Source organism: Ensifer sp. ENS10, assembly GCF_014852025.1.
In the GTDB taxonomy this organism is placed as follows: domain Bacteria; phylum Pseudomonadota; class Alphaproteobacteria; order Rhizobiales; family Rhizobiaceae; genus Ensifer.
Genome location: NZ_JACVAS010000001.1, coordinates 602,724 through 627,632 on the forward strand (window position 1 = coordinate 602,724; position 24,909 = coordinate 627,632).

26 protein-coding genes are annotated in these 24,909 nt (G+C 61.4%); 24 read left to right on the forward strand and 2 right to left on the reverse strand.

Annotation, left to right across the window (positions count from 1 at the left end):
- Positions 1 to 219: 219 nt before the first annotated feature.
- The 21 genes from IB265_RS02960 (at position 220) to IB265_RS03060 (ending at position 19,377) form a co-directional block, all read left to right on the forward strand.
- A complete protein-coding gene (locus IB265_RS02960; RefSeq protein ID WP_058325385.1) occupies positions 220 to 1,167 on the forward strand; it encodes a flagellin in 948 nt (315 codons plus the stop codon).
- Between the two features lie 358 nt (positions 1,168 to 1,525).
- Complete coding sequence (locus IB265_RS02965; RefSeq protein WP_057251072.1) at positions 1,526 to 2,497, forward strand: flagellin; 972 nt, start codon at positions 1,526 to 1,528, stop codon at positions 2,495 to 2,497.
- Between the two features lie 446 nt (positions 2,498 to 2,943).
- Positions 2,944 to 3,597 (forward strand): hypothetical protein, encoded by a 654-nt coding sequence (locus tag IB265_RS02970; RefSeq protein ID WP_057251070.1) that lies wholly within the window; start codon positions 2,944 to 2,946, stop codon positions 3,595 to 3,597.
- Positions 3,594 to 4,829 carry a MotB family protein gene (locus IB265_RS02975; protein ID WP_192494621.1) on the forward strand — a complete coding sequence of 412 codons (1,236 nt, stop codon included), beginning with the start codon at positions 3,594 to 3,596 and terminating at the stop codon, positions 4,827 to 4,829. Before IB265_RS02970 ends, IB265_RS02975 begins: the two co-directional genes overlap by 4 nt.
- A gap of 5 nt (positions 4,830 to 4,834) precedes the next feature.
- On the forward strand, positions 4,835 to 6,136 hold the full coding sequence (gene motC, locus IB265_RS02980) for a chemotaxis protein MotC (RefSeq protein WP_057251115.1): 1,302 nt from the start codon (positions 4,835 to 4,837) through the stop codon (positions 6,134 to 6,136).
- Positions 6,133 to 7,581, forward strand: coding sequence for a flagellar hook-length control protein FliK (locus tag IB265_RS02985; protein ID WP_192494622.1), 1,449 nt, complete (start codon positions 6,133 to 6,135; stop codon positions 7,579 to 7,581). The genes motC and IB265_RS02985 overlap by 4 nt, the downstream gene beginning before the upstream one ends.
- On the forward strand, positions 7,532 to 8,083 hold the full coding sequence (locus tag IB265_RS02990; protein ID WP_057251064.1) for a transglycosylase SLT domain-containing protein: 552 nt from the start codon (positions 7,532 to 7,534) through the stop codon (positions 8,081 to 8,083). The genes IB265_RS02985 and IB265_RS02990 overlap by 50 nt, the downstream gene beginning before the upstream one ends.
- Positions 8,084 to 8,353: 270 nt before the next feature.
- Positions 8,354 to 9,025 carry a transcriptional activator Rem gene (gene rem, locus IB265_RS02995; protein WP_057251062.1) on the forward strand — a complete coding sequence of 224 codons (672 nt, stop codon included), beginning with the start codon at positions 8,354 to 8,356 and terminating at the stop codon, positions 9,023 to 9,025.
- Between the two features lie 91 nt (positions 9,026 to 9,116).
- Positions 9,117 to 10,349 carry a flagellar hook protein FlgE gene (locus IB265_RS03000; protein ID WP_058325389.1) on the forward strand — a complete coding sequence of 411 codons (1,233 nt, stop codon included), beginning with the start codon at positions 9,117 to 9,119 and terminating at the stop codon, positions 10,347 to 10,349.
- Between the two features lie 23 nt (positions 10,350 to 10,372).
- On the forward strand, positions 10,373 to 11,821 hold the full coding sequence (gene flgK / locus IB265_RS03005) for a flagellar hook-associated protein FlgK (protein WP_057251059.1): 1,449 nt from the start codon (positions 10,373 to 10,375) through the stop codon (positions 11,819 to 11,821).
- A gap of 2 nt (positions 11,822 to 11,823) precedes the next feature.
- Positions 11,824 to 12,882, forward strand: a complete 1,059-nt coding sequence (locus IB265_RS03010) for a flagellar hook-associated family protein (protein ID WP_057251057.1) — start codon at positions 11,824 to 11,826, stop codon at positions 12,880 to 12,882.
- 34 nt (positions 12,883 to 12,916) lie between these two features.
- The gene (gene flaF / locus IB265_RS03015; protein WP_034800744.1) at positions 12,917 to 13,264 is read left to right on the forward strand and encodes a flagellar biosynthesis regulator FlaF; all 348 of its coding nucleotides are present in this window, start codon (positions 12,917 to 12,919) and stop codon (positions 13,262 to 13,264) included.
- On the forward strand, positions 13,261 to 13,710 hold the full coding sequence (gene flbT, locus IB265_RS03020; RefSeq protein WP_025425943.1) for a flagellar biosynthesis repressor FlbT: 450 nt from the start codon (positions 13,261 to 13,263) through the stop codon (positions 13,708 to 13,710). Before flaF ends, flbT begins: the two co-directional genes overlap by 4 nt.
- Positions 13,701 to 14,111, forward strand: a complete 411-nt coding sequence (flgD, locus tag IB265_RS03025; RefSeq protein WP_057251055.1) for a flagellar hook assembly protein FlgD — start codon at positions 13,701 to 13,703, stop codon at positions 14,109 to 14,111. The genes flbT and flgD overlap by 10 nt, the downstream gene beginning before the upstream one ends.
- 7 nt (positions 14,112 to 14,118) lie before the next feature.
- Positions 14,119 to 14,385 (forward strand): flagellar biosynthesis protein FliQ, encoded by a 267-nt coding sequence (gene fliQ, locus IB265_RS03030; protein WP_043624946.1) that lies wholly within the window; start codon positions 14,119 to 14,121, stop codon positions 14,383 to 14,385.
- A 133-nt stretch (positions 14,386 to 14,518) separates the two neighbouring features.
- Positions 14,519 to 16,606 carry a flagellar biosynthesis protein FlhA gene (gene flhA, locus IB265_RS03035; protein WP_058320495.1) on the forward strand — a complete coding sequence of 696 codons (2,088 nt, stop codon included), beginning with the start codon at positions 14,519 to 14,521 and terminating at the stop codon, positions 16,604 to 16,606.
- A complete protein-coding gene (fliR, locus tag IB265_RS03040) occupies positions 16,603 to 17,355 on the forward strand; it encodes a flagellar biosynthetic protein FliR (protein ID WP_058320494.1) in 753 nt (250 codons plus the stop codon). The genes flhA and fliR overlap by 4 nt, the downstream gene beginning before the upstream one ends.
- Positions 17,356 to 17,359: 4 nt before the next feature.
- Complete coding sequence (locus IB265_RS03045; RefSeq protein WP_057251049.1) at positions 17,360 to 17,773, forward strand: hypothetical protein; 414 nt, start codon at positions 17,360 to 17,362, stop codon at positions 17,771 to 17,773.
- A 103-nt stretch (positions 17,774 to 17,876) separates the two neighbouring features.
- Positions 17,877 to 18,428 (forward strand): rod-binding protein, encoded by a 552-nt coding sequence (locus IB265_RS03050; RefSeq protein WP_057251047.1) that lies wholly within the window; start codon positions 17,877 to 17,879, stop codon positions 18,426 to 18,428.
- Positions 18,429 to 18,442: 14 nt separating this feature from the next.
- Positions 18,443 to 18,811, forward strand: a complete 369-nt coding sequence (locus tag IB265_RS03055; protein ID WP_057251045.1) for a hypothetical protein — start codon at positions 18,443 to 18,445, stop codon at positions 18,809 to 18,811.
- Positions 18,811 to 19,377, forward strand: coding sequence for a hypothetical protein (locus tag IB265_RS03060; RefSeq protein ID WP_057251044.1), 567 nt, complete (start codon positions 18,811 to 18,813; stop codon positions 19,375 to 19,377). The genes IB265_RS03055 and IB265_RS03060 overlap by 1 nt, the downstream gene beginning before the upstream one ends.
- A gap of 124 nt (positions 19,378 to 19,501) precedes the next feature.
- Here the strand turns inward: IB265_RS03060 and IB265_RS03065 are convergent, their stop codons facing one another.
- Positions 19,502 to 20,491 carry a glycosyltransferase family 2 protein gene (locus tag IB265_RS03065; protein ID WP_057251114.1) on the reverse strand — a complete coding sequence of 330 codons (990 nt, stop codon included), beginning with the start codon at positions 20,489 to 20,491 and terminating at the stop codon, positions 19,502 to 19,504.
- A gap of 155 nt (positions 20,492 to 20,646) precedes the next feature.
- Between IB265_RS03065 and IB265_RS03070 the strand changes: the two genes are divergently transcribed.
- Genes IB265_RS03070 through IB265_RS03080 form a run of 3 tightly spaced genes read left to right on the forward strand, consistent with a single transcriptional unit; the run spans position 20,647 to position 23,587 of the window.
- Positions 20,647 to 21,885, forward strand: a complete 1,239-nt coding sequence (locus IB265_RS03070; RefSeq protein ID WP_113398843.1) for a glycosyltransferase family 4 protein — start codon at positions 20,647 to 20,649, stop codon at positions 21,883 to 21,885.
- Positions 21,882 to 22,697, forward strand: a complete 816-nt coding sequence (locus tag IB265_RS03075) for a WecB/TagA/CpsF family glycosyltransferase (protein ID WP_244495602.1) — start codon at positions 21,882 to 21,884, stop codon at positions 22,695 to 22,697. Before IB265_RS03070 ends, IB265_RS03075 begins: the two co-directional genes overlap by 4 nt.
- Positions 22,694 to 23,587, forward strand: a complete 894-nt coding sequence (locus IB265_RS03080) for a DUF6492 family protein (RefSeq protein ID WP_306341281.1) — start codon at positions 22,694 to 22,696, stop codon at positions 23,585 to 23,587. The genes IB265_RS03075 and IB265_RS03080 overlap by 4 nt, the downstream gene beginning before the upstream one ends.
- Before the next feature lie 14 nt (positions 23,588 to 23,601).
- Here IB265_RS03080 and IB265_RS03085 read toward each other — a convergent pair whose 3' ends face one another.
- Positions 23,602 to 24,867, reverse strand: a complete 1,266-nt coding sequence (locus tag IB265_RS03085) for a lipopolysaccharide biosynthesis protein (protein ID WP_057251040.1) — start codon at positions 24,865 to 24,867, stop codon at positions 23,602 to 23,604.
- Positions 24,868 to 24,909: the final 42 nt, after the last annotated feature.

Sequence of the window (24,909 nt, forward strand, 5' to 3'; positions counted from 1 at the left end):
GCGCTTCGCAAGAGGCGCGGCTTTTTGTTGGTCTATTTCAGCCACGCGTGCCGAAATTATCGACTGAGCTTCAGCATTTGTTAACCACGATGGTGTTTTCTGTGGCCAACGAAACGGCGGGTTAATCAACATTAACAGGCATGAGGCTGACCGCTGCTTCCCGGTAATCCCGGAATGTCCCTTTTCATTCCAAATCAGCCAACAAGGGGCACTCAGCCAATGACCAGCATCATGACGAACACCGCCGCAATGTCGGCTCTTCAGACCCTGCGTTCGATCAATTCCTCGATGGAAACCACCCAGGACCGCATCTCATCGGGCCTGCGCGTCGGTAGCGCTGCGGACAACGCCGCTTACTGGTCGATCGCAACCACCATGCGTTCGGACAACAAGGCACTCTCGACCGTTGAAGACGCTCTTGGCCTCGGCGCTGCCAAGACCGACGTTGCCTACACGGCCATGGAAAACTCCAAGGACGTCGTCGACGAGATCAAGAAGAAGCTGGTTGCCGCCAGCGAGCCGGGCGTCGACAAGAGCAAGATCCAGAAGGAAATCAAGGAGCTGCAGAGCCAGCTCGTGAGCATTGCCAAGTCGGCTTCGTTCTCCGGCGAAAACTGGGTCTACAACGACGCCAACAACACGGCTGCCACCAAGTCGATCGTCGGTTCGTTCAACCGCGACGCCCAGGGCAATGTCAGCCTGACGACGCTCCAGTTCGACACGAACAAGAGCTCGCTGATCCAGGTCGACGCCACCGGCGCTAACGTCACGACCGGCGGCACCGGCCTGCTCTCCAGCTACATGGAATACAAGCTGGCGACCAACGGTGCGACGGTTACGACCGGCTACAGCGTGCTGTCGCTCGACATCACCAACATGACGATGGGCGCTCTGGCAGAAGCCATCTCGGGCGTTGACGCAACGCTTCTGCAGATGACCGACGCTGCTGCCGATCTCGGTGCGCTCAACAGCCGCGTTGAACTGCAGCAGAACTTCGTCCGCGACCTCTCGGACTCGATCGAGAAGGGCGTTGGCCGCCTCGTCGACGCTGACATGAACGAAGAGTCGACCCGCCTGAAGGCTCTGCAGACGCAGCAGCAGCTCGGTATCCAGGCGCTCACGATCGCCAACACCAACTCGCAGAACATCCTGTCGCTGTTCCGCTAAGCGAACGACAGGCAAGACGGGCGACTTTTCGCCCCTCGTTCGCACACAGCAGAAAGACCGCACGCCCAACGGGGTCGTGCGGTCTTTTTCGTTTTGCGCTTCAAATTTTCCCAGGCGCGTTGGCAGCGTGCGCGATCCGCCTTTAACCTTTCATCCATATTCCCTTATTTTTGTTCACCTTTGTTACCGACTTACTAACGGCGTTAACCATTTGTTAACCATGCAATCGTTACATATTGGTTAAGAGCGAAGGGTCGCCTCCAGGGCAAAACAGGGGCGATTCGCATGATGCCAGTCCCATCGCTGCCGGTTCTGCACTCCGGAATGTCTTCAGAAATTCATTCCGGGCAGGTGACCAATGACTAGCATTATGACCAATACCGCCGCCATGGCGGCGCTTCAGACCTTGCGTTCCATCAATACCGACATGGCCGAGGTCCAGGATCGGATTTCCTCCGGCTATCGCGTGCAGACCGCTGCGGATAATGCCGCCTACTGGTCGATCGCGACCACCATGCGCTCCGACAATGCCGCGCTGTCGACCGTCGAAGACGCACTCGGCCTCGGCGCAGCCAAGATCGACACGGCCTATGCGGCGATGAATTCGTCGATCGACGTCGTCAGCGAGATCAAGCGCAAGCTGGTTGCCGCGCGCGAGCCGGGCGTCGACAAGCTGAAGATCGACAAGGAAATCACCGAACTCAAGAACCAGCTCCTGGCTGCCGCGCAGTCAGCATCCTTCTCCAGCGAAAACTGGCTCTATAACGCGAATTCGGCTTCCGTCGGCACCAAGTCGATCGTTGCCTCGTTCAACCGCGATGCCAACGGCAACGTGTCGGTCACCACGCTCGACTTCGACACGGCGCAATCCATGCTGATCGATACGGCCAATGCGAGCCGTGGCCTCCTGACCAGAAGCTACGACGCCTCGCTGCTCACGTCGCCGGTCGGCACCTCGGCCAAGCTTTTCCACCTGATCGGCGCACCGGTGACCACCCCGAATGCGACCTCGTCGGAAGTCAAGCTGACGGCAGCGACCACCGACGCCCAGATGGACGACATGATCCGCGTCGTCGACCACATCCTCGGCCAGTTGACCGATGCCGGTTCCACGCTCGGTGCCATCACCAAGCGCATCGACATGCAGGAAAGCTTCATCGCCAACCTGATGGATACGATCGACAAGGGTGTCGGTCGCCTCGTCGATGCCGACATGAACGAGGAATCGACGCGCCTCAAGGCACTGCAGACGCAACAGCAGCTCGGCATCCAGGCGCTCTCGATCGCCAATACGAACTCCGAGAACATCCTGCGCCTGTTCCAACAGTAAGGCGCATCGGCGGAGAGCGGCCGGCTGCGCCCGGCGGATCCGCCAAAACGCTTCCGCTTTCTCGGAATGGGGGCGGCAAAGTTTGAGTTCTGCCACGTCGTCGGTCACGGCACCCGGTGGAAACGGTTGGACCGCGCTAATTGCCCTGGCGCGGTCCAACACATTCATTTTCGCACAAGTTTGACCGAATAGCCTTCTCTCGCAGTCCTGTCGCATGACTGCCGGCCAAAATGAATCTTGGCCGCCGCCTGCATCGGATCGCTCCGGGAACAACTAGCCCGAACATCGCCGATGTACGTCAAGAATGTTGGGTTCTTCGCATCCGCGGCTGGACCCGTGGGAGACATGTCAGCAGTGCCAGGAGCCATGGAAGTCCGCGCCAGAGGGTGCCGTCTCGTGATCAGACGGGGATTGCCGCATCGCTGCGCCGCCGCGAGTGACCGGTCATGAGTGCGATGCTCTCCCGCTACCTCAAGGATTTCAGCGCGCCGAAAGTCGAGCTGTCGCTGATGCCCCAAAAATATTTCCCCGACCTGGACAGCGACTATGCCGATGGCGACCGCCTCGGCGCGAGGCCAGCCATGCCAGAGATTGACATCGACGCGGAGCGCCGACGCGCCTTCGCAGAAGGCCGCGCCGAGGCGACGGCCGAGCTCGTCTTCGAACACGAGCGCCAGATTGCCGACCTGCAGGCGGCCCATGCGGCCGAGCTCGCGGCCTTGACCCAGCGCTTCGAAGCAGAGACCGCCAACCGCCTGGCAGAGCGCTTTGCCGACATGGCCGATAGTCTGGTGGTCGCGCTCGGAGATCAGACCGCTCGGGTTCTTGCGCCGGTCATGGAGGATGCCCTCCTGCAGCGCGCCGTCGCCGATATGGCGCAGATGATTAAGCAGGGCCTGGTGGCCGGCGAAGGTTGCACCCTCGTCGTCAAGGGCCCAACCCAACTCTTCGAGGCGCTGAAGCGCCAGCTCGGGGAGGACATGCCTTTGTTCCGCCACGTCGAAACCGACGACATCGATCTCGCTGTCGAAATGGACGGTACGATCCTGGTGACACGCATGGCCGCCTGGGCCGATACCGTCCGGAAAGTTCTCGCATGAGCGACGAAAACCATCACAACGGCAAACATGAGATCATCATCGTCAAGCGCCACAATGGTGGCCATGACGGGCATCACGGCGGCTCGTGGAAGATCGCCTATGCCGACTTCATGACGGCAATGATGGCCTTCTTCCTCGTCATGTGGCTGATCAACGCTGCCAACGAGGAAACGAAGGCGGCGATCGCCTCCTATTTCAATCCGGTGCAATTGACCGACCAGAAACCTGCCGAACGCGGCTTGAAGGATCCGGCGAAGGATGCGCAGGGCGAGGAGACGCAGCAGCGCTCCAAGGTCGATGGCGAGCAGGAAAAGTCCGGTGGGTCGGCCAAGACCGGCGACCAGTTGACGGCGACCTCGGGCGAAGAAACGAAGTATTCCGACGCAGACTTCTTCGAGAACCCCTATTCGGTGCTCTCCGAAATCGCCCGCGAAGTCGGCCAGCAGGCCAACATCAGCGTGAAGGGTGAGGGCGGAGCGGCTCAGTCCGGTCCGGCAACCGGCGCCGACGGCGGCGAAGCATATCGCGATCCGTTCGATCCGGATTTCTGGACCAAACAGGTCGAACTGACCGAAGCGGGCAATACGACCAAGAGCGACGTGGCGCTCGCCGCGGCATCTGCGATGCAGGCAGGTGGCGCGCCCGCGGTCGACAAGACCGAGGATGAAAAACAGGCGGAGCAGGCGAAGGCAGGAGACGGCACGGACAAAACGGCCGAGAGCGACGCCGGCGACAAGCCGAAGACCGCCACGGCCGAGGCGACCGCGGAGAAACAGGCCGAAGAACTCCAGGCCGAGCTCAAGAAGGAGCTTGCCGGTGAGGCTGGCCAGCTGGCGGAAGGCCTCGTCGTAACGCCGGCCGAGGGCGGTCTCATGGTTACGATCAGCGAGCGCACGGACGCGCAGATGTTCGCCATCGGTTCGGCCGTACCGCAGAAGGAACTGGTACTGGCGATGGAAAAGATCGGCCATCTGCTCGCCGAGCGGCAGGGTGCTGTCGCGATCCGCGGCCACACGGACGGTCGCCCGTTCAAGGACGGCACCTATGACAACTGGCGGCTCTCCGCCGCCCGCGCCCAGAGTGCCTATTACATGCTCGTTCGCGGTGGTCTGAAGGAAGACCGCGTCAGCCAGATCACTGGCTTCGCCGACCGGCGGCTGCAGATCCCGGCTGATCCCTATGCGCCGGGCAACCGGCGCATCGAGATCCTGCTGCAATCGGCTCCGGGTTAAACATGATGCTGAGACGCTTGCGATCGATCCTGATGACCTGCTGCGTGCTGGCGACCCCGTTTGCAATCGGGAGCGCCAGGGCGAACGATATCGAGGAACTCGCGCCCTTCAAGATGATCCGGTCGCTGCAATATGTGCAGGACTCCGTGGTGCTCGGCGATCACTCCGCGATCGAGATGCAGCGTTTCATGCTGGGGGCGATCGACAAGCGGTTGCGCGCCGCCGATTCCTCGGTGTTTAGCGACCCGCGCAACGTCGATGCGGCGCTGGTCTATGCGATGAGCGGCGGCAATCCCGAGACGCTGAAGTACCTTTCGGATCATGACGTGGCCGGCAATTTCGATTCCCGGGTGACCGAAGCGCTACGGCAGTATCTGAACGGCAAGGGTGGTCTGATCGTCGAGAACCTGTCCAAGGCTGCCCCGGAATATCGAAACGCCCGCATCGGTCCGTATCTCTATCTCATTCTTGGCAATGCGACGTCGCAGCAGGATCCGGTTGCGGCGATGAAGTACTACGACTGGGCGCGTTTGACGGCTCCCGGCACGATCATCGAGGAGGCGGCCTTGCGTCGCTCCGTGTTCCTTGCGGTGCAGGCCAACGCGCCGGACAAGGGCTTTCACTACGCGCTGACCTATGCGCGCCGCTACCTGACGTCTCCCTATGCCAGCCAGTTCGCCGACGTCTTCGTCGAGCTTGCCGTCGCGCATTTCGACGGAGAAGCCCAGGGGCGGATCTCCGAGATTCTCGACTTCATGGACGCGCCGCGCCAGCGCGAGGTCTATCTGCGTGTCGCCCGGCGCGCAGCGATCGCCGGCAAGCAGGCATTGGCGAAGCAGGCTTCTGAGCGGGCAGAAGCGCTTGGTGCCGACGGCGCAATGCAGCCGAAAGTGCTCGCCGGTTTCTATGCGGGCCTCGCGTCCGTTCCCTCCCGCGACGTGTTCGCCGCGACAGCGAGCATAGCAGCGATACCGGATGCGGAGCTTTCGCCACGCGACCGCGCGCTGCGAGATGCCGCAAGAGCCGTCGCAGATGCGGTCGTCAGGCCGCCGAATGATGAAAGCCTCACGCAAGCGTTTGCGTCTAAACCCGATAGACCGGTCGAAGCCGACAGCTCGGAAACGGGTGAGGAGACAGGCAGTGGCCTAAGCCCCTTCGGCAATACGCCGATCCCGGTGGCCGCAGCCGAAGGCGCGGCGGAAATCGACGCTGGCGCGGCCGGCGATCCCGAACACGACGGGTTCGTGGCGAAGGGGAGGTCGAAGATCGAAGAGATCGATGCTCTCCTGAAGGGAGAAGGGAAATGAGGGCTCTTGATGATAGCCTGCGTGGTCTGCCCCCGGCCCCTGCCGGCAAGGGAAATGGGCGCGCCGGCGGCAAGGAGCAGGCGGATGGCGCCTTGGGCGGTGCCTTCGAGGACGCCGTGGCAAATGCTGGACGGCAGAAGGCGAATGATCAGGCGGGAACCGGCAAAGGCCTCGGCGACACCGCTGCCGGCGACGACACGGAGGCTGGAGCCTTGATCGACAAGGACAACATTGCCAAGAGCGCCGGCAGGCACGGCGCGGCGGCGCGCAGCATTGCCATCGGCCGCGACGAACAGGCACTTGGCGAACACGCGCCCCACGACCGTTTCCCAGCAACGGAACGCGACCTTGGCGCGCGTCGCACGGCGAACAAGGCCGATACGGCCAAGGCGAACGCGGATCCGGCCGGTTTGAGCAACGCGACCGTCCCGGACGAACTCGCAGAGCGCATTGCCGACCTTGCGGAGCGGCTGGCAAAGGCGCAGGCAAACGGCGAAACGACGGCGGCAGGCGACGCCGATGCCGCCAATGGCGAGGGCGGCGAAGCGACGTCGGCATCGAAGATGGATATGGATGACCTGTTTACGCTGCTCGGCGGCGGCCAGGCAGTCGGGCAGGCTCTCGGCGAAACGACCAAGGCCGGCCGTCAGCCGGCGACTGGCACGGGCGAGGCTGCAGGCATGCATGTCGCTGGGACCGGCGAGCACGGCGCCAGGGCCGAAGCTACGGCAGGCGAGGCCGATACGGATCGGCTCTTCCGCTTCGCACGGGCCGACGGCAAGGGACAGGCCGTAACCATGAGCCTTTCCAAGGACGGAGAGGCTGCTTTCGACGGCACCCGTTCGCAGGCTGCCAAGGTCGAGAACGTCACGGTACTTGAGGCTCGGCGCTACCTGGGCATCTCGGTGAATCCGAACACGAGCGCCGTGGCGGACGCGATCGCAGGCGAAGTCGGCGCCAGCCCGTTGCAGCCGAGCGCGGCACTCAGCCAGCCAGGCGCCTGGACCCAGGCCGGCAAGACGCTGAACACGCTGAAGATCCAGCTCCATCCGATCGAGCTCGGTCTCGTCACCGCCACGCTGAGGCTCAAGGACGACGAATTGCAGGTCGAGCTGAAGGTGGAGACCGGCGAAGCGTTCCGGCAGTTGCGCGACGACCAGAGCGAGATGGTGAAGGCCCTGCGTGCGCAGGGCTTCGCGGTCGACCAGGTCAACATCGTGTTCAATTCGGGCGGCGACACGTCCACGGGCGGAGGCTCGCAGGCTCAGGCACAAGCCCAGGCCGGGCAGCAGGGACGCGAGCGGGCTGACGGCAACGCCCAGGGACGTCAGCAGCGACAGGACGACGGCCAGGCTTCGATGGCGGAAAGGTGGGTTGGCAATGGCGGGACGGACGATGCGGCTGCCGGCACTGAGCGCTCTCGCACTGGTCACGTCTACATGTAGTGCCTTGGCCAGCGCCGGCGTCTGCGAACGCGAGATCATGAACGCCGCGGCGAAATACGACATCCCTGCCGGGATACTCTATTCCGTCGGGCTGACCGAAACTGGCCGCAAGGGCTCGCTGCAGCCCTATGCGATGAACATCGAAGGCAAGGCCTATTTTGGCACCAGTGAACAGGACGTTCTCACGCAGTTCGGCAATGCCCGTGCGCAGGGCGCCAAGCTCATCGATCTTGGCTGCATGCAGATCAACTATTACTTCCATGGCGAGCATTTCAGCTCGCCGCAGGAGATGCTTGACCCGCGCAAGAATGTCGAATATGCCGCGCGCTTCCTGGCCAATCTGCACGCCAAGCATGAGACTTGGACTATGGCTGTCGCCCGCTATCACGCGGGCCCGAACAACGACCCGGCGCAGAAGAAATATGTCTGTCGGGTGATCGCGAATCTTGTCGCAACGGGCTACGGCAAGTGGACGCCGAACGCCACGCAGTTCTGTCAGTGAGCAATCAATAATTGTATTTTTGAAGACGCTGCCGCATTGTGGCGACAATGCGTGGACAATGTGACGGCAAGCGGATTTGTCGTAGTCCGTTAACTTTTCCACATTATTTTAGTGCCGCTGTTAACGGGGTGCCACTAGATATAGATCAAATCGGCGAAACATGGTTAATCAATTATTAATTCCACCCAGTAACTTCCTCTAGTTGTTCATGAATCCCTCGATTCGTACCTCTCGATCAGTGCGGAGCCATACTGATTCGGAGGCGGGCGAATGATCGTAGTGGTTGATGAAAGAGAGCTTGTGAAGGACGGCTATACGTCGCTCTTCGGGCGTGAAGGAATTCCCTCGACGGGCTTCGACCCCAGGGAGTTTGGCGAGTGGGTAAACGCGGCGGCTGATTCGGATATCGATGCCGTCGAGGCCTTCCTGATCGGTCAGGGCGACGCCACCTTCGCACTGCCTCGTGCCATCCGCGACCGGTCGATGGCGCCCGTCATCGCCGTCAGCGACACCCCCTCTCTCGAAAACACGCTTGCGCTCTTTGATTGTGGCGTCGACGACGTCGTGCGCAAGCCGGTTCACCCCCGCGAAATCCTCGCCCGCGTCGCCGCAATCCGCCGCCGCCTGAAGGCGATTACCAACTTCACCGACATTGGTCCGATCCGCGTCTTTGCCGACGGTCGTGATCCCGAGATCAACGGCGACGTCTTCGCACTGCCGCGCCGCGAACGGCGGATTCTCGAGTATTTGGTCGCAAACCGCGGCCGCCGCGTATCCAAGTCGCAGATCTTCAACGCGATCTACGGGATCTTCGACGAGGATGTCGAAGAAAACGTCGTCGAGAGCCACATCAGCAAGTTGCGCAAGAAACTGCGCAAGAAGCTCGGCTTCGATCCGATCGATTCCAAGCGCTTCCTTGGCTACTGCATCGACTGGAACTGAACGCCACGCGGTTGAGCGGGCGCCGAACCAAGACAGGTTCACGCAAGGCCCGCTTCCTAGTGTCGCCGTAACAAGGAAATGAGGATCCGATATGAGTCTCTATGGCAGCATGAGAACGGGCGTGTCCGGTATGAACGCCCAGTCCAACCGTCTCGGCACGGTCGCCGAAAACATCGCGAACGCGAACACGACGGGCTACAAGCGCGCCTCAACCGAGTTCTCGTCGATGATCCTGCCTTCTGGCGGCGGCAACTACAATTCCGGCGGCGTCGAGACCCAGGTGCGCTACAGCATCTCGCAGCAGGGCGGCACGAGCTACACGACGTCGGCGAGTGACTTGGCCATCAACGGTGGCGGCTTCTTCATCGTCCAGGGCAATGGCGGCCAGAACTTCCTGACGCGTGCCGGCTCCTTCGTCCCCGACAAGGACGGCAACCTCGTCAACACCGCCGGCTTCACGCTGATGGGTTACGAATACAAGGCCGGCGCTGATCCGACAGTCGTTGTCAACGGCTTTGACGGCTTGACGCAGGTCAAGCTCAAGGACGAAGGCCTGGTGGCCTCCGGTTCGACCAAGGGCGCGATGGAAGCCAACCTGCCGTCGGGTGCAGCGATCGGCGACGAAAAGCCGACCTCGCTCGTCGTCTATGACAGCCAGGGCAACACCCGTATCCTCGATTTCGTCTACAAGAAAACCAACGTCAATGAGTGGTCGCTGGAGATCCGCGACCGGGCGACTTACTCGGCCGGCCCGCCGATCACCGGTGTGATTGGCTCTCAGGTCATGACTTTCGACGCGGCCGGCAAGCGCACCGGCGCGGTCCCTGCCACACTGACGACGACGGCTATCAACAACCTGCCGGGCACCGGCGCCAATCTCGGCGCTCTGACGATCGACACCACTAAGACCACGCAGCTCGGCGGTGACTTCACCAGCACCGGCGGCGGCATCGACGGCAGCAAGCCGAGCAAGATGTCGGGCTTCGAGATCGACAAGGAAGGCATCGTCTACGTCAAGTACGGCGACGGCAACCTCGTCCCGAAGTATCGCATCGCGCTGGCGACCGTGCAGAGCCCGGACAAGCTGCAGCCGGAATCGGGCAACGTCTATTCGCAGGGCACCGATTCCGGCGTCATCGTCACCGGTTTTGCCGGCTCCGGGGCATTCGGCAACATCCAGTCCAAGGCGCTTGAAAACTCCAACGTCGACATCGCCAACGAACTGACCTCGATGATCGAGGCGCAGCGCAACTACACGGCAAACTCCAAGGTGTTCCAGACCGCCTCGGACCTGCTTGACGTGCTGGTCAACCTGAAACGGTAATTGAAAGAGATACGGTCCGCGTCATGTCGCTGTCCTCCGCAATATCCATCGCACAGCAGGCCTTCAGCAATACGGCGCAGCAGACCGCGACCGTGTCGAAGAACATCGCGAATGCGGGCAATGCGGATTATTCGCGTCGTCTCGCTCTCTTGGGCAGCACGCCGAACGGGGCGCAGGTCGTATCCATTTACCGGGCCCAGAACGAGGCGCTGCTCAAGCAGAGCATCGCCAGCATCGGCGAAGCCTCGGGCCAGGCCCGACTTCGCGACGGGCTGGAACTGCTGAAGTCGGCGCTCGGCGGCAACAACTATGAAACGGCGCCGTCGAAGCTGCTCTCGGACTTCCGCAACAGCCTACAGACCTTGGCTGCGACGCCGGGGAACAAGACGATCGCGGCGACGGCCGTCTCCGATGCGCAGGATCTCGCCGACTCGCTCAACAAAACCTCCACCACGGTGCAGGACCTGCGCAAGGATGCCGACAAGGAAATCGCCCTTGAGGTCGACAAGCTGAACGGCTTGCTGGCGGATTTCGAGAAGGCCAACAACGCCGTCAAGTCGGCGACGGCTCTAGGCAGTGACGCCAGCGACGCGCTCGACCAGCGCGACAAGATCCTGAAGCAGGTCTCGGAGATCATCGGCATCTCCACCGTCACGCGCGGCAACAGCGATACGGTGATCTTCACCACCGACGGCACGGTGCTCTTCGAGAACATTCCGCGTCAGGTCACTTTCGCTCCTACCACCACATTCGACGCCACCGTCACAGGAAACAAGATTTTCGTCGATGGCGTGCCGATCGCAGCCGGAACCGGCGCGGACACGACAGCCAAGGGCAAGCTCGCGAGCCTGGTGCAGCTGCGCGACGATATCGCGCCGAAGTTCCAGTCGCAGCTGGACGAGATCGCGCGCGGTCTGGTCGAGCTTTTCAAGGAAGGCAGCCCGCCGGCAATCGCGTATCAGCCCGGCTTGTTCACCTGGGGAAGTGCTGGCGTTCCGCCAACGGGCACCATCGTCCCCGGCATGGCGTCCAAGATCACCGTCAACGCCTTGGCCAAAGCGAACCCGTTGCTGCTGCGAGACGGCGGCTTCAATGGCGTGGTGTCGAACCCGGGCGGTGCGGCCAATCCGAGCCCCGGTTATACCGCGCTGCTCGACGGCTTCATCAACAAGATGGGCGAGAACATGTCGTTCGCCCCGTCCACTGGCCTCGATAGTAATAGCAGCCTTTTGAACTTTGCGACCGGTTCGGTTGGCTGGCTCGAGCAGACACGCAAGACGGCCTCGACCGCGGACGACAACAAGCAGGCAATGCTTGCGCGCACCCAGGAAGCACTCAGCAAGCAGACGGGCGTCAGCATCGACGAAGAACTGTCGCTGCTGCTCGATCTCGAACAATCCTACAAAGCATCGGCCAAGCTGGTCAGTACCGTGGATGCCATGATGGCAGCCCTTATGGAAGCCGTGAGGTAATCATGAAGACGTCCTACGTTTCTAATCTGGCGATCCAGAGCGCAATGCGCCTGACGATCCAGCAGAATCAGTCGGAGCTGCTCAAACTCACCCAGGAGCAGACCACCGGCCGCCACTATGACGTTGGCCTGGCGCTTGGTGCGACGGCGTCACGTTCACTCAACCTTCAGCGCGAGCTGGACCGGCTGAACTCGATGAAGAGCACTAACTCGGTCGTGACCCAGCGTCTCTCCGGTTCGCAGGGCGCTCTCGAGACCATGGCGAAGGCGGCGGAAAAGGTGCGCGACACGCTCGTCACCTACAAGGGCAACGATGCTGCCAGCCAGTTGAAGATCCAGAAGACCGAGATCATGGGCGCGCTGCAGACCTTTACTGCTGCGGCCAACACTTCTTTCAATGGCGAGTTCCTGTTTTCGGGCATCAACACGGATGCCAAGCCGGTTGCCGACTACGACACGACACCGCCGTCGGCCGCCAAGACTGCTTTCGACAATGCACTCTCGACCTTCATGGCTGCGCAGGTTCCGCCGCTGACCGGCATGAACCAGTTCTCCGTCACGCAAATGCAGGACTTCATCAAGAACACCGTCGAACCGATGTTCACCGGACCTGGCTGGGATGCCAACTGGTCCGACGCTTCGAACCAGAACATGACGAGCCGGATCAGCACCAGCGAAGTCATCGAGAGCTCGACCAACGCCAATACCAAGGGTTTCCGGATGTTCGCGGTGGCAAGCGTGATCGCCGCTGAACTGATGGACAAGAACGTAACGCCTGAGGTGCGCTCGGCCATTGGCGTCGCAGCCCTCGACTACGCGGAACAGGGGATTGCCGGCCTCAACGCGGAGCGCAGCTCGCTCGGTATCTCTGAAGCGCGCGTCAAGAAGGCGAATACCTCCATCGAAGCGCAGCTCAAGCTCGTCAACACGCATGTCGCCGACATCGAGGGCGTCGATCCGATCGAGACATCGACCCGGATCAACACGCTAAAGGTGCAGTTGGAAACGTCCTATACACTAACGTCACGACTACAGCAGATGAGCTTGCTCAATTTCCTCTAGTATGGGGAACCGGACAAACATGAAGGATGTCTGAATGTATCAGTTTTCCTATGCCGAGATCATGGAGGACGGCGTCGCCGACTCCAAAAATCGAGAACGGCAGGTACTCGATCGCTCGATCGCGCTCATGGAAGCAGCGAAACAGCAGAAAGGGTATTCGAGAGAGGCCATCGAGGCCATCTACTTCACCCGGCGCCTGTGGATCCGCTTCATCGAGGATCTGCGCGCTCCGGAAAACCAGCTCAACGAAGAGCTGCGCGCCAATCTGATTTCGATCGCCATCTGGATACTCAACGAGACAGAGAAGATCCGCAAACGCGAATCCTCCAACTTCCAGGGCATAATTGACATTACCACCATCATCAGGGATGGACTGAAATGAAGAGCACACTGCGTATTTCGCTGAAGTCGGGCGAACGGATTTTTGTTAACGGTGCGGTGCTTCGCGTTGACCGCAAGGTCGCAGTCGAATTTCTGAACGACGTGACCTTCCTGCTCGAAAACCACGTGCTGCAGCCGGAAGACGCGACGACGCCGCTGAAGCAGCTCTACTTCATCGCGCAGATGATCCTCATCAATCCGGAAGGTGCGGAACAGTCGACCGCCATGTTCCGCAAGTCGGTCGTCATGCTGCTCAATTGCTTCAAGAACGAAGAGATTCTTGCCGAACTGAAGCGCGTCGACGGTCTCGTCACCAACGGCCGCGCATTCGAGGCGCTGAAAGCGATCCGTGGCCTCTACGCGATCGAAGACCGCATTCTCAACACGCAGGAAATCACGCCGGCGACGGTCGAGCAGATTCGCAAGGAGATCGCACCGTGGCGGTAAGCGGCGTCAACAACAACAGCTACACCCCGATCGTTTCCGGCCAGGATTCGGGCGGCGACGCGGCCAAGGCATCGCTCAACTACGAGAGCTTCCTGAAGCTGCTGGTCGCCCAGATGAAAAACCAGGATCCGACGCAACCTATGGATGCGACCCAGCAGATCGCCCAGCTCGCGACCTTTTCGCAGGTGGAACAGACGATCAAGACCAACAAGAACCTCGAGAGCCTCCTCCAGCGCACGTCGCTGAGCGAAGCCGATGCCGTGATCGGACGCACCGTCACCAGCGAGGACGGCAAGACCACTGGCGTGGTTAAGGAAGTGAAACTATACTCTGACGGAATCATTGCGGTGCTGGATAGCGGCAAGGAGCTTGTTATCGGCCCGGGCGTCAAGGTGAAGTGAACCATCCATGAATGAGGCGGATGCCCTCGATATTGTACAGGCTGCGATCTGGACCGTGATCGTGGCCTCGGGCCCCGCCGTTCTCGCCGCCATGATCGTCGGCGTTGTCATCGCCTTCATTCAGGCGCTGACCCAGGTCCAGGAAATGACCCTCACGTTCGTCCCGAAGATCCTTGCGGTCATGATCACCGTTGCGGTGTCCGCGCCCTTCATCGGCGCCCAGATCTCGATCTTCACCGACATCATCTTCTCGCGCATCCAATCCGGTTTCTGATCCGCTCGCAGTGCGGGGCGATCTGCACGTGCGGCCGTGAAACCCTCGCACAAGCTTGGACCGGTATCTCCGTCTCTATAGTGGGGCAGCGCGTGTGAATGCTGCCTTGTTCTCATGATGAGACGGAAGAGACATGGCACAACAAGCAGCGCTGATCATCCCGAAAGTGGCACCGAAGGGCCGGGACGTCGGCTTTGCGCTCGGGATCGTGATGATTCTGTCGATCCTCTTCCTGCCCATTCCACCGTTCCTGATCGACATGGGACTGGCCTTCTCGATCGCCTTTTCGGTTCTGATCCTGATGGTCTCGCTGTGGATCCAGCGCCCGCTCGAGTTCTCCTCATTCCCGACGATTCTGCTGATCTCGACCATGGTGCGTCTGGCGCTGAACATCGCCACGACCCGCGTCATCCTTTCGCATGGCCATGAAGGTCATGGTGCTGCCGGTGGCGTCATTTCGGGCTTTGCCAGCCTCGTCATGTCCGGCGATTTCGTCATCGGTCTGATCGTCTTCCTGATCCTGATCACCGTGAACTTCATCGTCATCACCAAGGGTGCGACGCGTATCGCCGAAGTTGGCGCGCGCTTCACCCTCGATGCGATCCCAGGCAAGCAGATGTCGATCGACGCCGACCTCTCGGCCGGCCTGATCGACGAAAAGGAGGCCCAGCGCCGCCGCCGCGAACTCGAAGAGGAAAGCTCCTTCTACGGCTCGATGGACGGTGCCTCGAAATTCGTGCGCGGCGATGCGATCGCCGGCCTCATCATCACCGCGATCAACATCTTCGGCGGCATCATTATCGGCTATCTCCGCCACGGCATGCCGATCGGAGAAGCGGCCGACGTCTTCGTCAAGCTCTCGGTCGGCGACGGTCTCGTCTCGCAGATCCCGGCGCTGATCGTCTCGCTCGCCGCCGGCCTGCTCGTGTCGCGCGGTGGTACTTCGGGTTCGACCGATCAGGCCGTCGTCGGCCAGCTCGGTGGCTATCCGAAGGCGCTGATGGTCGCCTCCGGTCTGATCATTCTCCTGGCGGTCGTCCCCGGCCTGCCGTTCCTACCCTTCGCCGTTCTCGGCGGCGGCATGGCGTTTCTGAGCTGGCTCGTGCCGCGCCAGATCGAAGCGGCCAATGCGGCCCGCCGCGCCGAGGAGGCCGCCAAGGTCCAGCAGACCAAGGAAGGCGAGGCGGATTCCGTCAAATCGGTGCTGAAGACCGCCGAGATCGAGCTTCTCCTCGGCAAACAGGTCTCGACGCGCCTGCTCGGCGCCCACCAGGAACTGGCCTTCCGCGTCGGTAAGATGCGCCGCAAATTCGCCGGGCAATACGGCCTCGTCATTCCCGAAATCAAGGTGTCCGACGACATCAGCATTCCGGACAAGGCCTATCATATCCGTATCCACGGTACGACGATCGCCTCGAACACTGTGCGTGTCGGCGAAGTGCTGGTGGTGACAGGCGGCGGCCGCCGGCCGAGCGTGCCGGGCGACGAGATCCGCGAACCCGCCTTCGGCATGCCGGCGGTTTCTATCCTCGAAACCTTCACCGAAGACCTGAAGCGTGAAGGCTTCCACCCGATCGATAACGTCTCGGTAGTGCTGACGCATTTGAGCGAGGTCATTCGCAACAACCTGCCGCACCTGCTTTCCTACAAGGACGTGAAGGTGCTGATCGAACGGCTCGATCCGGAATACCGCAAGCTTGCCGACGAAATTTGCACCTCGCACATGTCCTATTCCGGCCTGCAGGCCGTGTTGAAGCTGCTGCTTGCTGAGCGCGTCTCGATCCGCAACCTGCACCTGATCCTCGAAGCGGTTGCCGAACTTGCGCCGCATGTGCGCAAGACCGAACAGATCGTCGAGCACGTGCGCGTGCGCATGTCGCAGCAGCTTTGCGGCGACCTCGCCGACAATGGCGTCCTGCGCGTGCTGCGGCTCGGCAACAAGTGGGACATGGTCTTCCACCAGGCACTGAAGCGCGACGCCAAGGGCGAAGTCGTCGAGTTCGACATCGACCCGCGCCATCTGGAAGAATTCAGCGAACAGGCGACCAAAGTTATCCGTGAACATCTCGATCGCGGCATGCCCTTCGTACTGGTAAGTTCGCCCGAATCCCGCTCTTATGTTCGCATGATCATCGAGCGTCTCTTTGCCACTTTGCCCGTGCTCTCGCATGTCGAGCTTGCCAAGGGCCTCGAGATCAAGATCATCGGCTCAGTTTCATGATCACCGACCCGGAGGGCTCGGTGCTTGCGCTGTTCGCGGCCTTTTGCCGGATCGGTGGTTGCATCATGATCATGCCCGGGTTTTCTTCTGCCCGCGTTCCAATGCAGGTCCGGCTGTTCATCGCGGTCGCGGTGTCCATGGCGATCCTGCCGGTCATGTGGACGGACATCTATCCTGAGGTGACCGGCAAGGGGCATACCTACATCTACCTGATCGCCGCCGAGACGGCCGTCGGCGTGGTCATGGGGCTCGTCGCCCGCTACTATGTGCTCGGGCTGCAGTTCGCCGGCGCGGCGATCACCATGTTGATGGGCTTCAGCTCCCCGCCCTCGTCGGATGTGATTGAAGACACGCCGGAAAACCAATTGACCAGCCTCATCAGCTTCGCCGGGTTGATGGTGCTCTTCATGCTCGATTTCCATCACGTGATGATCGAGGCGATCGTGCAATCCTATCGCGCCATGCCGATCGGTACCGCCTTCGATCCGCAGGGCGTGCTGATCACGCTCACGGACTCGCTGGCGCAGACCTTCATGATCATGCTGAGGCTCGCGAGCCCCTTCGTCATCTACGGCCTGCTTTTCAACGTAGCGATCGGCATGGTCAACAAGCTCGCCCCGCAGATCCCGATCTACTTCATTTCGCAGCCCTATCTGATCATGGGCGGCATGTTCCTGCTCTATCTCGGCATCGCCGCAATGCTGCGCCTGTTCGGCGACGGTTTCGCGCCGGTCATGCAGGGAGGATAGCCAGATGAAGACCCGTTCGCAGAAGCTCAAGCGCCTGGTTGCCGTCCAGCGCCATCTCGAGCAGATGGCCGAGGCCGACTATGTCGAGATGGTGCGCCAACGCGAGGCCTTGGCAGAGACGATCGACGTGGTCGTCGATGCCATGGGTTCGGCCCATCCGATGCATCGCATGTTCTCCGGCCACTATTCCTCGCAGGTAGGGCGCCTGGTGCAGAAGGACCAGATGTTGCTCGGCATCCAGCAGACGCATGAAGTGCGGATGCTGAGGGAGCGGGCAAAGGCCGACCGGCTCGAGGAAAACATGAAGGAAGCGCGCCAGTCCGAGGAGCGCGAGGAAGCCGACAACTCCATCTATGACCTGATCGATCAACACGTTACCGGGCAGGCGCCAGCTTCCGGTAAGGTTGACGGGCGATAGTACGCCATCCGGGGATGCTCCGACGGTGGAGCGATGCCGGTCCGACTATTGCCTTTGTGCGTCGCCCTTGGTCGATGCAGGCTCGATTTTGAGAGGATTCGTCATGGCCATCTCTCCGCCCAGCGATCTGGTGATGGATGTCGTGCGCGCCGCCGACCCGACCGAGGTGCAGGAAGCGCAGGCGCGGCTGAAGGCCAATCGTGCGGCTTTCAAGGCGACGAGCCTCGCGGAAAACGGCAACGGTTTCACCGCCGCCGTCAACATCCTCAATTCTTCCGACGGCTCGACCGGGCTCGGCGACATCAACAACCGCGTCGAGCAGAAGAAGATCCCTGAAACCTATCGAAAGTTCGAGGCCATGGTGCTGCAGAACTTCGTGAAGTCGATGTTGCCGACCGACAGCGAGAACGTGTTCGGTAAAGGGAACGCAGGCGATATCTGGAAGAGCATGATGGCCGAGCAGATCGGCGACGTCATCTCGAAGAGCGGCGGCATCGGCATCGCCGATCAGCTGGCGAGCGGCAGCGCGACCGATCGGGTCCAGGCCTCGCTCGATGGCAACAGCCGAAACCTCGCCGCAAGCCTCGTGCAGGAATATGAGCGCAAGACGCTGACCGGCTTTACGCCTGAAGACGACAAGAACAAGCAAGCTTAATTGGGAGTTGATTCATGGAAGCTGTGGCATCCAATGACGTCCGGATCCAGAACGTGCTCGGGCGACTGGAAATGATCCTCGACAACGAGAACAGCCGCATCGGTCTCGACCCGGAATTCGACATCAAGACGTCGAACGCACATAAGAGTCGTTGCCTCTACGAACTGACGATGTTGCATCGCGACATGCAGCCGGGGGAGACGTCGTCGACCTTCTCGTCGCATGCTCGTCATCTGCGCGACAAGCTGGCGATCAACTCGCAGAAGGTGGAAGCGCATCTCGAAGCGGTTCGCTCCGTCGTCGATCTCCTGAAGACGGCTGCACAGGATGCCGATGCGGACGGCATCTATTCCGAAGCGCAGTTCCGCTATAGCGATTTCTGATGCTCAAGCTCATTCTCACCGGGGTCTGGGTCTGCGCGGTCACGCTCGGATCAGTCTATTTTTCGATGCAAAGCGCTTCGGCGCCCGTCGTCACGGACGGCGAGGCCGCTCGTCGCGCGTCGGAGCAATATGTTCCCGGTGAGATGATCACCATTCCGGTGATCAAGGAAGGCTCGGTCCAGGGCTATTTCCTCACGAAGCTTTCCTTCTCTGCGACCAAGGAGGGGATCAACAATCTCCGTGCTCCGCTCCGGCAGATGGTCACCGACGTGCTTTACGATCTGCTCGTCGGCTCGAAATTCATCGATGTTGCCGATACCGGCACCTTCGATCTGCCAACCTTCAAGACCACGGTGAAGGATGGCCTGAACAAGAAGCTCGGCGAAGAGGTGATCACCGAGGTACTCGTCGAACAGCTCGAATACCTCACCAAGGACGACGTCAAGCGCGTTGCCAACAGCCAGAACGTGCCGCGGCAGAAGCCGGTTCCGATCGTCGACAAGAACGGCAATGTTGCCGGCGATAAGCTGCCGGAAGGCGCGATCAACGCAAGCAGCTCGCATTGATCTGAGAAACGCGAGCGCCTGCATTCGCTTTCCGACCTCGACCATCTCAATTTGACGCTGTGAGATTCCAGACTAAGGCCGTTCCAGGCATTTGCTGGAAACGCGCCTGCGAACATTATTGCCGTCAGTTCTTTTCGGGCGTGCGGTACTGTTCGTTGACGAGGCCAAACTCGGCCATCAACCGGCCGATCGCCACATAGAAATGGTAGAGCCCGGCGCTTGCCAGCCCGCTCTTGCTCCAGAGCTCGATGCCGCGTGGGATCGAAGCGCCGAGCAGCGCCAGCGATTTGCCGAAGGTTCGCATCCGCCCACCGAAACTTGGGTCGCGTCGATGTTCGAGCATCGTCGAGATCGCGCCATTGCGCAGGCTACGCGCCCGGATCCAGGATGCGCTCGTGCGGCGCGCCGGCACGGTTTCGGCGACCCAGGCATCCGCCGCCCAGGCGAAGCAGAAGCCCTGTTCTTTGCTGCGGCTGTAGAAATCCGCATCGCCGCCGCCGATAAAGTTGAATGCCGGGTCCAGGAACGGCCGCGGCATCCTGTCGAGCACCGGCCGGGTAACGAGAACGTTGCCGGAGGAATAGAGGATCGGCACCGGTCCGGTCGTGTCATAGTGGGGCGTGAAAACCGGGTGGCGCTTCCACTTCTGCCCGCCGTCGCCCTCGAAGACCGGGAGCTGCGGCCCGCCGACCATGTCGGCGCCCGTCGTTTCCTGTACCGTGATGAGGCAATCGAGCCACTCGGGTGCCGCGACCTCGTCGTCATCGATGATCGCGATCGCCTTGAGGTTCGGATAGGTTTCGAGCGCCATCGACCAGCCGGCATTGTACGCATGGCAGTTGCCACGCTGATGCGCGACGATGACGATCGATTCGGAGGGATGGCCCAGGAAAAAGTCCTTGGCGGCCTGAGCGCCGGCCAATCCTTCATCGTCGTTCTCCACGACGACCGTGGCGAAGGAGACATCAGGCCTCTGGGAAACAATGGTTTTCAGCGACTTGACGACGTGTTCGGGCCGGCGAAACGTCGGCAGCACGACGACGAGTTCGATGTCGCCGGCGTCCTCCAGCTCTGTCCGGAAGTAGACGGAAATGTCCTGGCCGGTCGACGTCATGGCGAAACCTGTGCAAGCAAAATTGATGTGCAATACAACAAATCTTCCTAAACAGATGCTGAACCCGGACGGCAGATTTTGAAAGGGGGCTTTAAGCGCTCTTTCACCCCATGCTGTTAAAGAAGTGCCCAGCTCCATTCATGACGTGTGGCAAAATGCATCTTGTCCTGGTTTCCTCGCTCGTTCCCGTCGCCAATCCGGCGTCCGGCTTCGACATCGCCAACCGGGCCGTGCTCGACGGCCTTCGTGCGCTCGGTCACCGGGTCAGCGTCATCGGTTTTCTCCAGCCCGGACAAACACCCGCGCTCGATTGCGAGATGAATCTCCTCGGCGAACTCGAGGTAACCAATGCCAAGGTCGGCACGCTTCAGAAGCTGCGCTGGCTCGCGACCGCCTTCCTCAACCGCACATCGGTTTCATCCGGCAAGATGCTTACGATATCGGCAAACCGGATCCAGTCGATCCTCGACAGCCTCGCCCCATTCGATGGGTTGGTGCTCAATTCGGTGCAATTGCCGGCCGCCTTCGCGCAGGTCTTCCGACCCTATCCGTCGGTCTATGTCGCCCACAATGTCGAGGCGGATTCCGCCTTCGAGAGTGCCGAGCGGGCAAAGGGCACCATCGAGCGCTTTCTTTTCCGGCGCGAAGCGCAATATCTCGAACACTACGAGCAGCACCTGGCGCACAATGCGGTTGCTGTCTGGACTTTTGCCGAGGCAGATCGTTTCGGTTTCGGCCGCGCTGTCAGTGAGCGTGCCTTCGTTCTGCCGCTGGTAACGGGTTGGGACGCGCCGGCGGCTCGGACCGGCGAACCTGATCAAGACCTCCAGCACGATCTCGGGCTGATCGGCACATGGAGCTGGCGACCGAACAGGCTGGGCCTCGACTGGTTCCTCGCCGAGGTCGTTCCGCATCTGCCAGAGGATATGACGATCGCGATCGCCGGTCAGATGGATGGCGTGCCGACGGTCTCCCATCCCGGTGTCCGCTTCGTAGGCAGGGTGCCGGACGCGCGCGCCTTCGTCACCGAAAGCGCGGTCGTCCCGCTCATCAGCCGTGGCGGCACCGGCGTGCAGCTGAAGAGCCTCGAGACCTTCGAACTCGGCATGCCCTGCGTCGCGACGCAGGCGTCGTTGCGTGGCATCGAGGCTATCCCCGACAATTGCTCCGCGGCCGATGATCCCGCGGAATTCGCGCGCCTCTTGGTCAACAAGGTTGCCAAGGTGCGGGCCGGCGATCGTCAGCGTCTTGACGGCTCGGTCTTCCACCGTGCCCAGAAAGTGCGGCTGATGCGGGTGATGCGCAATGTGCTGGCGGGCCTTGCGCCTGCGAGCGCTGCGGACGGGCCGTCGCTGCCGCCGGACTTGACGATTCATGAAGGGGGACGATCGTGACGAAAATCGTTGCCACAAAGAACGTTTCTCTATCGCGGCGTCTGATCCTCGGAATGCCGGTCGTCGATCTCGGCTGGACGAAGGCTTTCGCCTTTGCTGCAGAAGCGCTTTCGCGGCCAGGCGGACAAACGGTCCTTGCCTTCCTCAATGCCAACAATGCCAACCTGATGATGCGCGACGGAGAATACCGTGCGGCGCTGGCGCGCCAGGTTGTCTTTCCGGATGGGCACGGCGTCGATATCGCTTCCTATCTTTTTTACGGCCGCATGTTTCCTGCCAATCTGAATGGCACGGACTTCGTGCCGTCGCTGCTGACCTATATCGAAAGACCGCTGCGCATCGCCATGATCGGCGCCAGGCCGAAGGTGCTCGCGCGCGCCGCCGAGAATTTCCAGGCGCACGCACCGTGGCACGAGTTTCTGCCGGTTTCCGATGGTTTCTTCGACCGGGAACGGTCCCGGGAGATTCTCGCTGAAGTCCGTGCGTTGAAGGCCGATATCCTTTTGGTCGCGATGGGCAGTCCGGGCCAGGAGAAATGGGTCGATGCCCATGTCGGCCCCCAGGACGCCCGGCTGGTCATTTCCGTCGGCGCGCTCTTCGACTTCGTCGCGGAGGAGTTTCCGCGGGCGCCAAAATTCCTGCGCCGGCTGCGGCTGGAGTGGTTCTTCCGTCTGGCGATGGAACCGCGGCGCATGTGGCGCCGCTACGTTCTCGGAAACCCGCTTTTCCTGTGCCATGTCCTCTGGCACAAACTGTCTGGACGCTCGCGCGAAACGATCGCCGACACCAACCTTCGAACGGGGACATCGTGAACGGTCCGACCATGCGCACTGCGGTTGTCACAGCGTCCTATGCGAACGATTTCGAGCGTTGCCGGCTCATGTGCGAAAGCATGGACCGCAAGCTTCAGGGCGATTGGAAGCACTATCTGCTGGTCGCCGATTTTGACGTGACGCTCTTTCGGCAACTCGAAGGCGCGCGGCGGGTGGTCGTCAGCGAGGGCGATCTTTTGCCTTGGTGGCTGCATCCGGTTACGGATCCACTATCCGCCGGTCGCAGGAAGGTATGGCTCAGTCCCTTCGGTTTGCCGTTGCGTGGCTGGCATGCGCAGCAGCTTCGTCGCCTGGCGCTCGCGCGGCATATCGACGAGGCGGCGATGTTTGCGGTCGACTCCGACGTCGTGTTCCTGCGTGCCTTCGATCCCGCCAGCCTCTGGCAGGCGGACCGGCTGACGCTCTACCGCAAGGATGGCGCGATCGACGCGCATATGCGCTCCAACCATCTCGAATGGCTCGCCCATTCCGATCGCCTTCTCGGCATCGGCCCCTGTAACCTGCCGGCCAATGACTACATCAACACGCTGATCGCCTGGCGCACGGACACGTGCCGGAAGCTGCTCGACCACATCGAGGCGCAGCACGGCCGCAATTGGGTTCGGGCGATCACGCGGACCCGCGCCTTCTCCGAATGCACGATCTATGGCCGCTTCGTCGACGAGGTACTCGGCGGGGAGGGGCATGTGCCCTCCGATGCCGCGCTCTGTCACGTGCTCTGGTTCGAGGACAGCTACCGGCAGGACCTCTCCGGCCTCAGGGACTTCCTGAAGGATATGGAGCCGCACCAGATCGGCATCGGCGTTCAATCCTTCGTCGGGCACGACCTCGATGACATCCGCAGGGCGGTGGTCGAACTCGCCGCCTGAGGGTTCGACCGGCGTCAGATGACGCGTTCAGCCGGCTTCCGGAGCGCCGTGTAAGTCAGGACGAAGGAGAGGGCGTAGAGCGCGAAGAAGATCGCGTTGAGCGACGGCGCCCAGGCGGTAACATCTGTCGTTGTCCGCAGCAACAGCACCAGCAGAGCCACCTTGACCACGCCGGCGATCAGCAGGTTGAGCATGCGCCGCACCGTCCGGCCCGTCGCATAGAGCAGTTCGGAGTGATACTCGATCAGGTTGCGGAACGAGGGAACGAGAAGGATCATCGCGATGATCGGAGCAGCGGCCGATACGTTGCGGCCGAGGCCGTTCGGGAAGATCCAGAGATAGAGAGCCATGGCCGCCATGGCTGCAAGCGAAGCCAGCGCCACCAGGAGTTCGATCGACAACCTGATCCGCCAGCGCGCGATCGCCTCGGGCGTACGCATGATGCGCTGGACGAGCAGGGTGTTGAACGACCGCACCGGAAGCGCCGTCAGGTCCGCAAGCCGCATCAGGATGGCATAAAGGCCGGAAACCGCCGGACCGCCGATGGCAAGCACGGCGATCTTGTCGAATTCCGACTGAATGTAGAACAGCACCTCGGCACCGGCGACGGAGACGGAATCGGACCAGCGCCGGAAATAGAGCCTGGGCTTCCAGCGCAGCCGGACGCGAGGGTAGAACCACAAAAGCGCCACGACGAGGCCAAGCGCATTCGCAGCCAGGTAGAAATAGGACCAGGCCTCAAGCGTCTTCCAGGATAGGAGAGTAAAGAGCAAGGCAGCGCCGGTGCGGATCGCCGTACCGATCACCACGAGCAGCGCCCCGCGTCCGAAACGGCCAAGGCCATTCAGCACGATGACCGCGGTTTCCAGTCCGCGCCAGCAGATGATTTCCGCCAGCATGAACGCAGAAAAGGCGCTCGCCGTCATGTCCCGGGAAAAAAGGGCGAGGAAGATGATGGCGCAGATGATCGCGATCAGCGGCAGCGAGAGCACCGCACCCACCAGGAAGCCGGCGCTGTAGGTCCCGACCAGCAGGGGCTTTACGGTGGCGACCCGATAGAGCGGCGACATGAAGCCGAAGGCAAGCACGCGCGAGATCATGATGCCGGCTGCTGACGCTGTGGCAAAGAGACCAAAATCGGCGATGACAAGCGTGTTCGCGACGGCGATGAAGTAGACGAGCGACAGCACGAGCCGCCCGGCCGAGCCTCCGGTCATGGAGAGATAGGCGTGGATCAGCGCCTGGTGGCGGAGATAAAGCGCTTTGACGCGATGAGGCACGGCCGACGTTCCAACAGCGCGTCTCCCGGCACGGCCGTTGGA

Excerpts from the sequence above, each read along its gene's own strand:
- IB265_RS02960 (WP_058325385.1), top strand. The coding sequence starts at position 220 with ATGACCAGCATCATGACGAACACCGCCGCAATGTCGGCTCTTCAGACC.
- IB265_RS02965 (WP_057251072.1), top strand. The coding sequence starts at position 1,526 with ATGACTAGCATTATGACCAATACCGCCGCCATGGCGGCGCTTCAGACC.
- IB265_RS02970 (WP_057251070.1), top strand. The coding sequence starts at position 2,944 with ATGAGTGCGATGCTCTCCCGCTACCTCAAGGATTTCAGCGCGCCGAAA.
- IB265_RS02975 (WP_192494621.1), top strand. The coding sequence starts at position 3,594 with ATGAGCGACGAAAACCATCACAACGGCAAACATGAGATCATCATCGTC.
- motC (WP_057251115.1), top strand. The coding sequence starts at position 4,835 with ATGCTGAGACGCTTGCGATCGATCCTGATGACCTGCTGCGTGCTGGCG.
- IB265_RS02985 (WP_192494622.1), top strand. The coding sequence starts at position 6,133 with ATGAGGGCTCTTGATGATAGCCTGCGTGGTCTGCCCCCGGCCCCTGCC.
- IB265_RS02990 (WP_057251064.1), top strand. The coding sequence starts at position 7,532 with ATGCGGCTGCCGGCACTGAGCGCTCTCGCACTGGTCACGTCTACATGT.
- rem (WP_057251062.1), top strand. The coding sequence starts at position 8,354 with ATGATCGTAGTGGTTGATGAAAGAGAGCTTGTGAAGGACGGCTATACG.
- IB265_RS03000 (WP_058325389.1), top strand. The coding sequence starts at position 9,117 with ATGAGTCTCTATGGCAGCATGAGAACGGGCGTGTCCGGTATGAACGCC.
- flgK (WP_057251059.1), top strand. The coding sequence starts at position 10,373 with ATGTCGCTGTCCTCCGCAATATCCATCGCACAGCAGGCCTTCAGCAAT.
- IB265_RS03010 (WP_057251057.1), top strand. The coding sequence starts at position 11,824 with ATGAAGACGTCCTACGTTTCTAATCTGGCGATCCAGAGCGCAATGCGC.
- flaF (WP_034800744.1), top strand. The coding sequence starts at position 12,917 with ATGTATCAGTTTTCCTATGCCGAGATCATGGAGGACGGCGTCGCCGAC.
- flbT (WP_025425943.1), top strand. The coding sequence starts at position 13,261 with ATGAAGAGCACACTGCGTATTTCGCTGAAGTCGGGCGAACGGATTTTT.
- fliQ (WP_043624946.1), top strand. The coding sequence starts at position 14,119 with ATGAATGAGGCGGATGCCCTCGATATTGTACAGGCTGCGATCTGGACC.
- flhA (WP_058320495.1), top strand. The coding sequence starts at position 14,519 with ATGGCACAACAAGCAGCGCTGATCATCCCGAAAGTGGCACCGAAGGGC.
- fliR (WP_058320494.1), top strand. The coding sequence starts at position 16,603 with ATGATCACCGACCCGGAGGGCTCGGTGCTTGCGCTGTTCGCGGCCTTT.
- IB265_RS03045 (WP_057251049.1), top strand. The coding sequence starts at position 17,360 with ATGAAGACCCGTTCGCAGAAGCTCAAGCGCCTGGTTGCCGTCCAGCGC.
- IB265_RS03050 (WP_057251047.1), top strand. The coding sequence starts at position 17,877 with ATGGCCATCTCTCCGCCCAGCGATCTGGTGATGGATGTCGTGCGCGCC.
- IB265_RS03055 (WP_057251045.1), top strand. The coding sequence starts at position 18,443 with ATGGAAGCTGTGGCATCCAATGACGTCCGGATCCAGAACGTGCTCGGG.
- IB265_RS03060 (WP_057251044.1), top strand. The coding sequence starts at position 18,811 with ATGCTCAAGCTCATTCTCACCGGGGTCTGGGTCTGCGCGGTCACGCTC.
- IB265_RS03065 (WP_057251114.1), bottom strand. The coding sequence starts at position 20,491 with ATGACGTCGACCGGCCAGGACATTTCCGTCTACTTCCGGACAGAGCTG.
- IB265_RS03070 (WP_113398843.1), top strand. The coding sequence starts at position 20,647 with ATGCATCTTGTCCTGGTTTCCTCGCTCGTTCCCGTCGCCAATCCGGCG.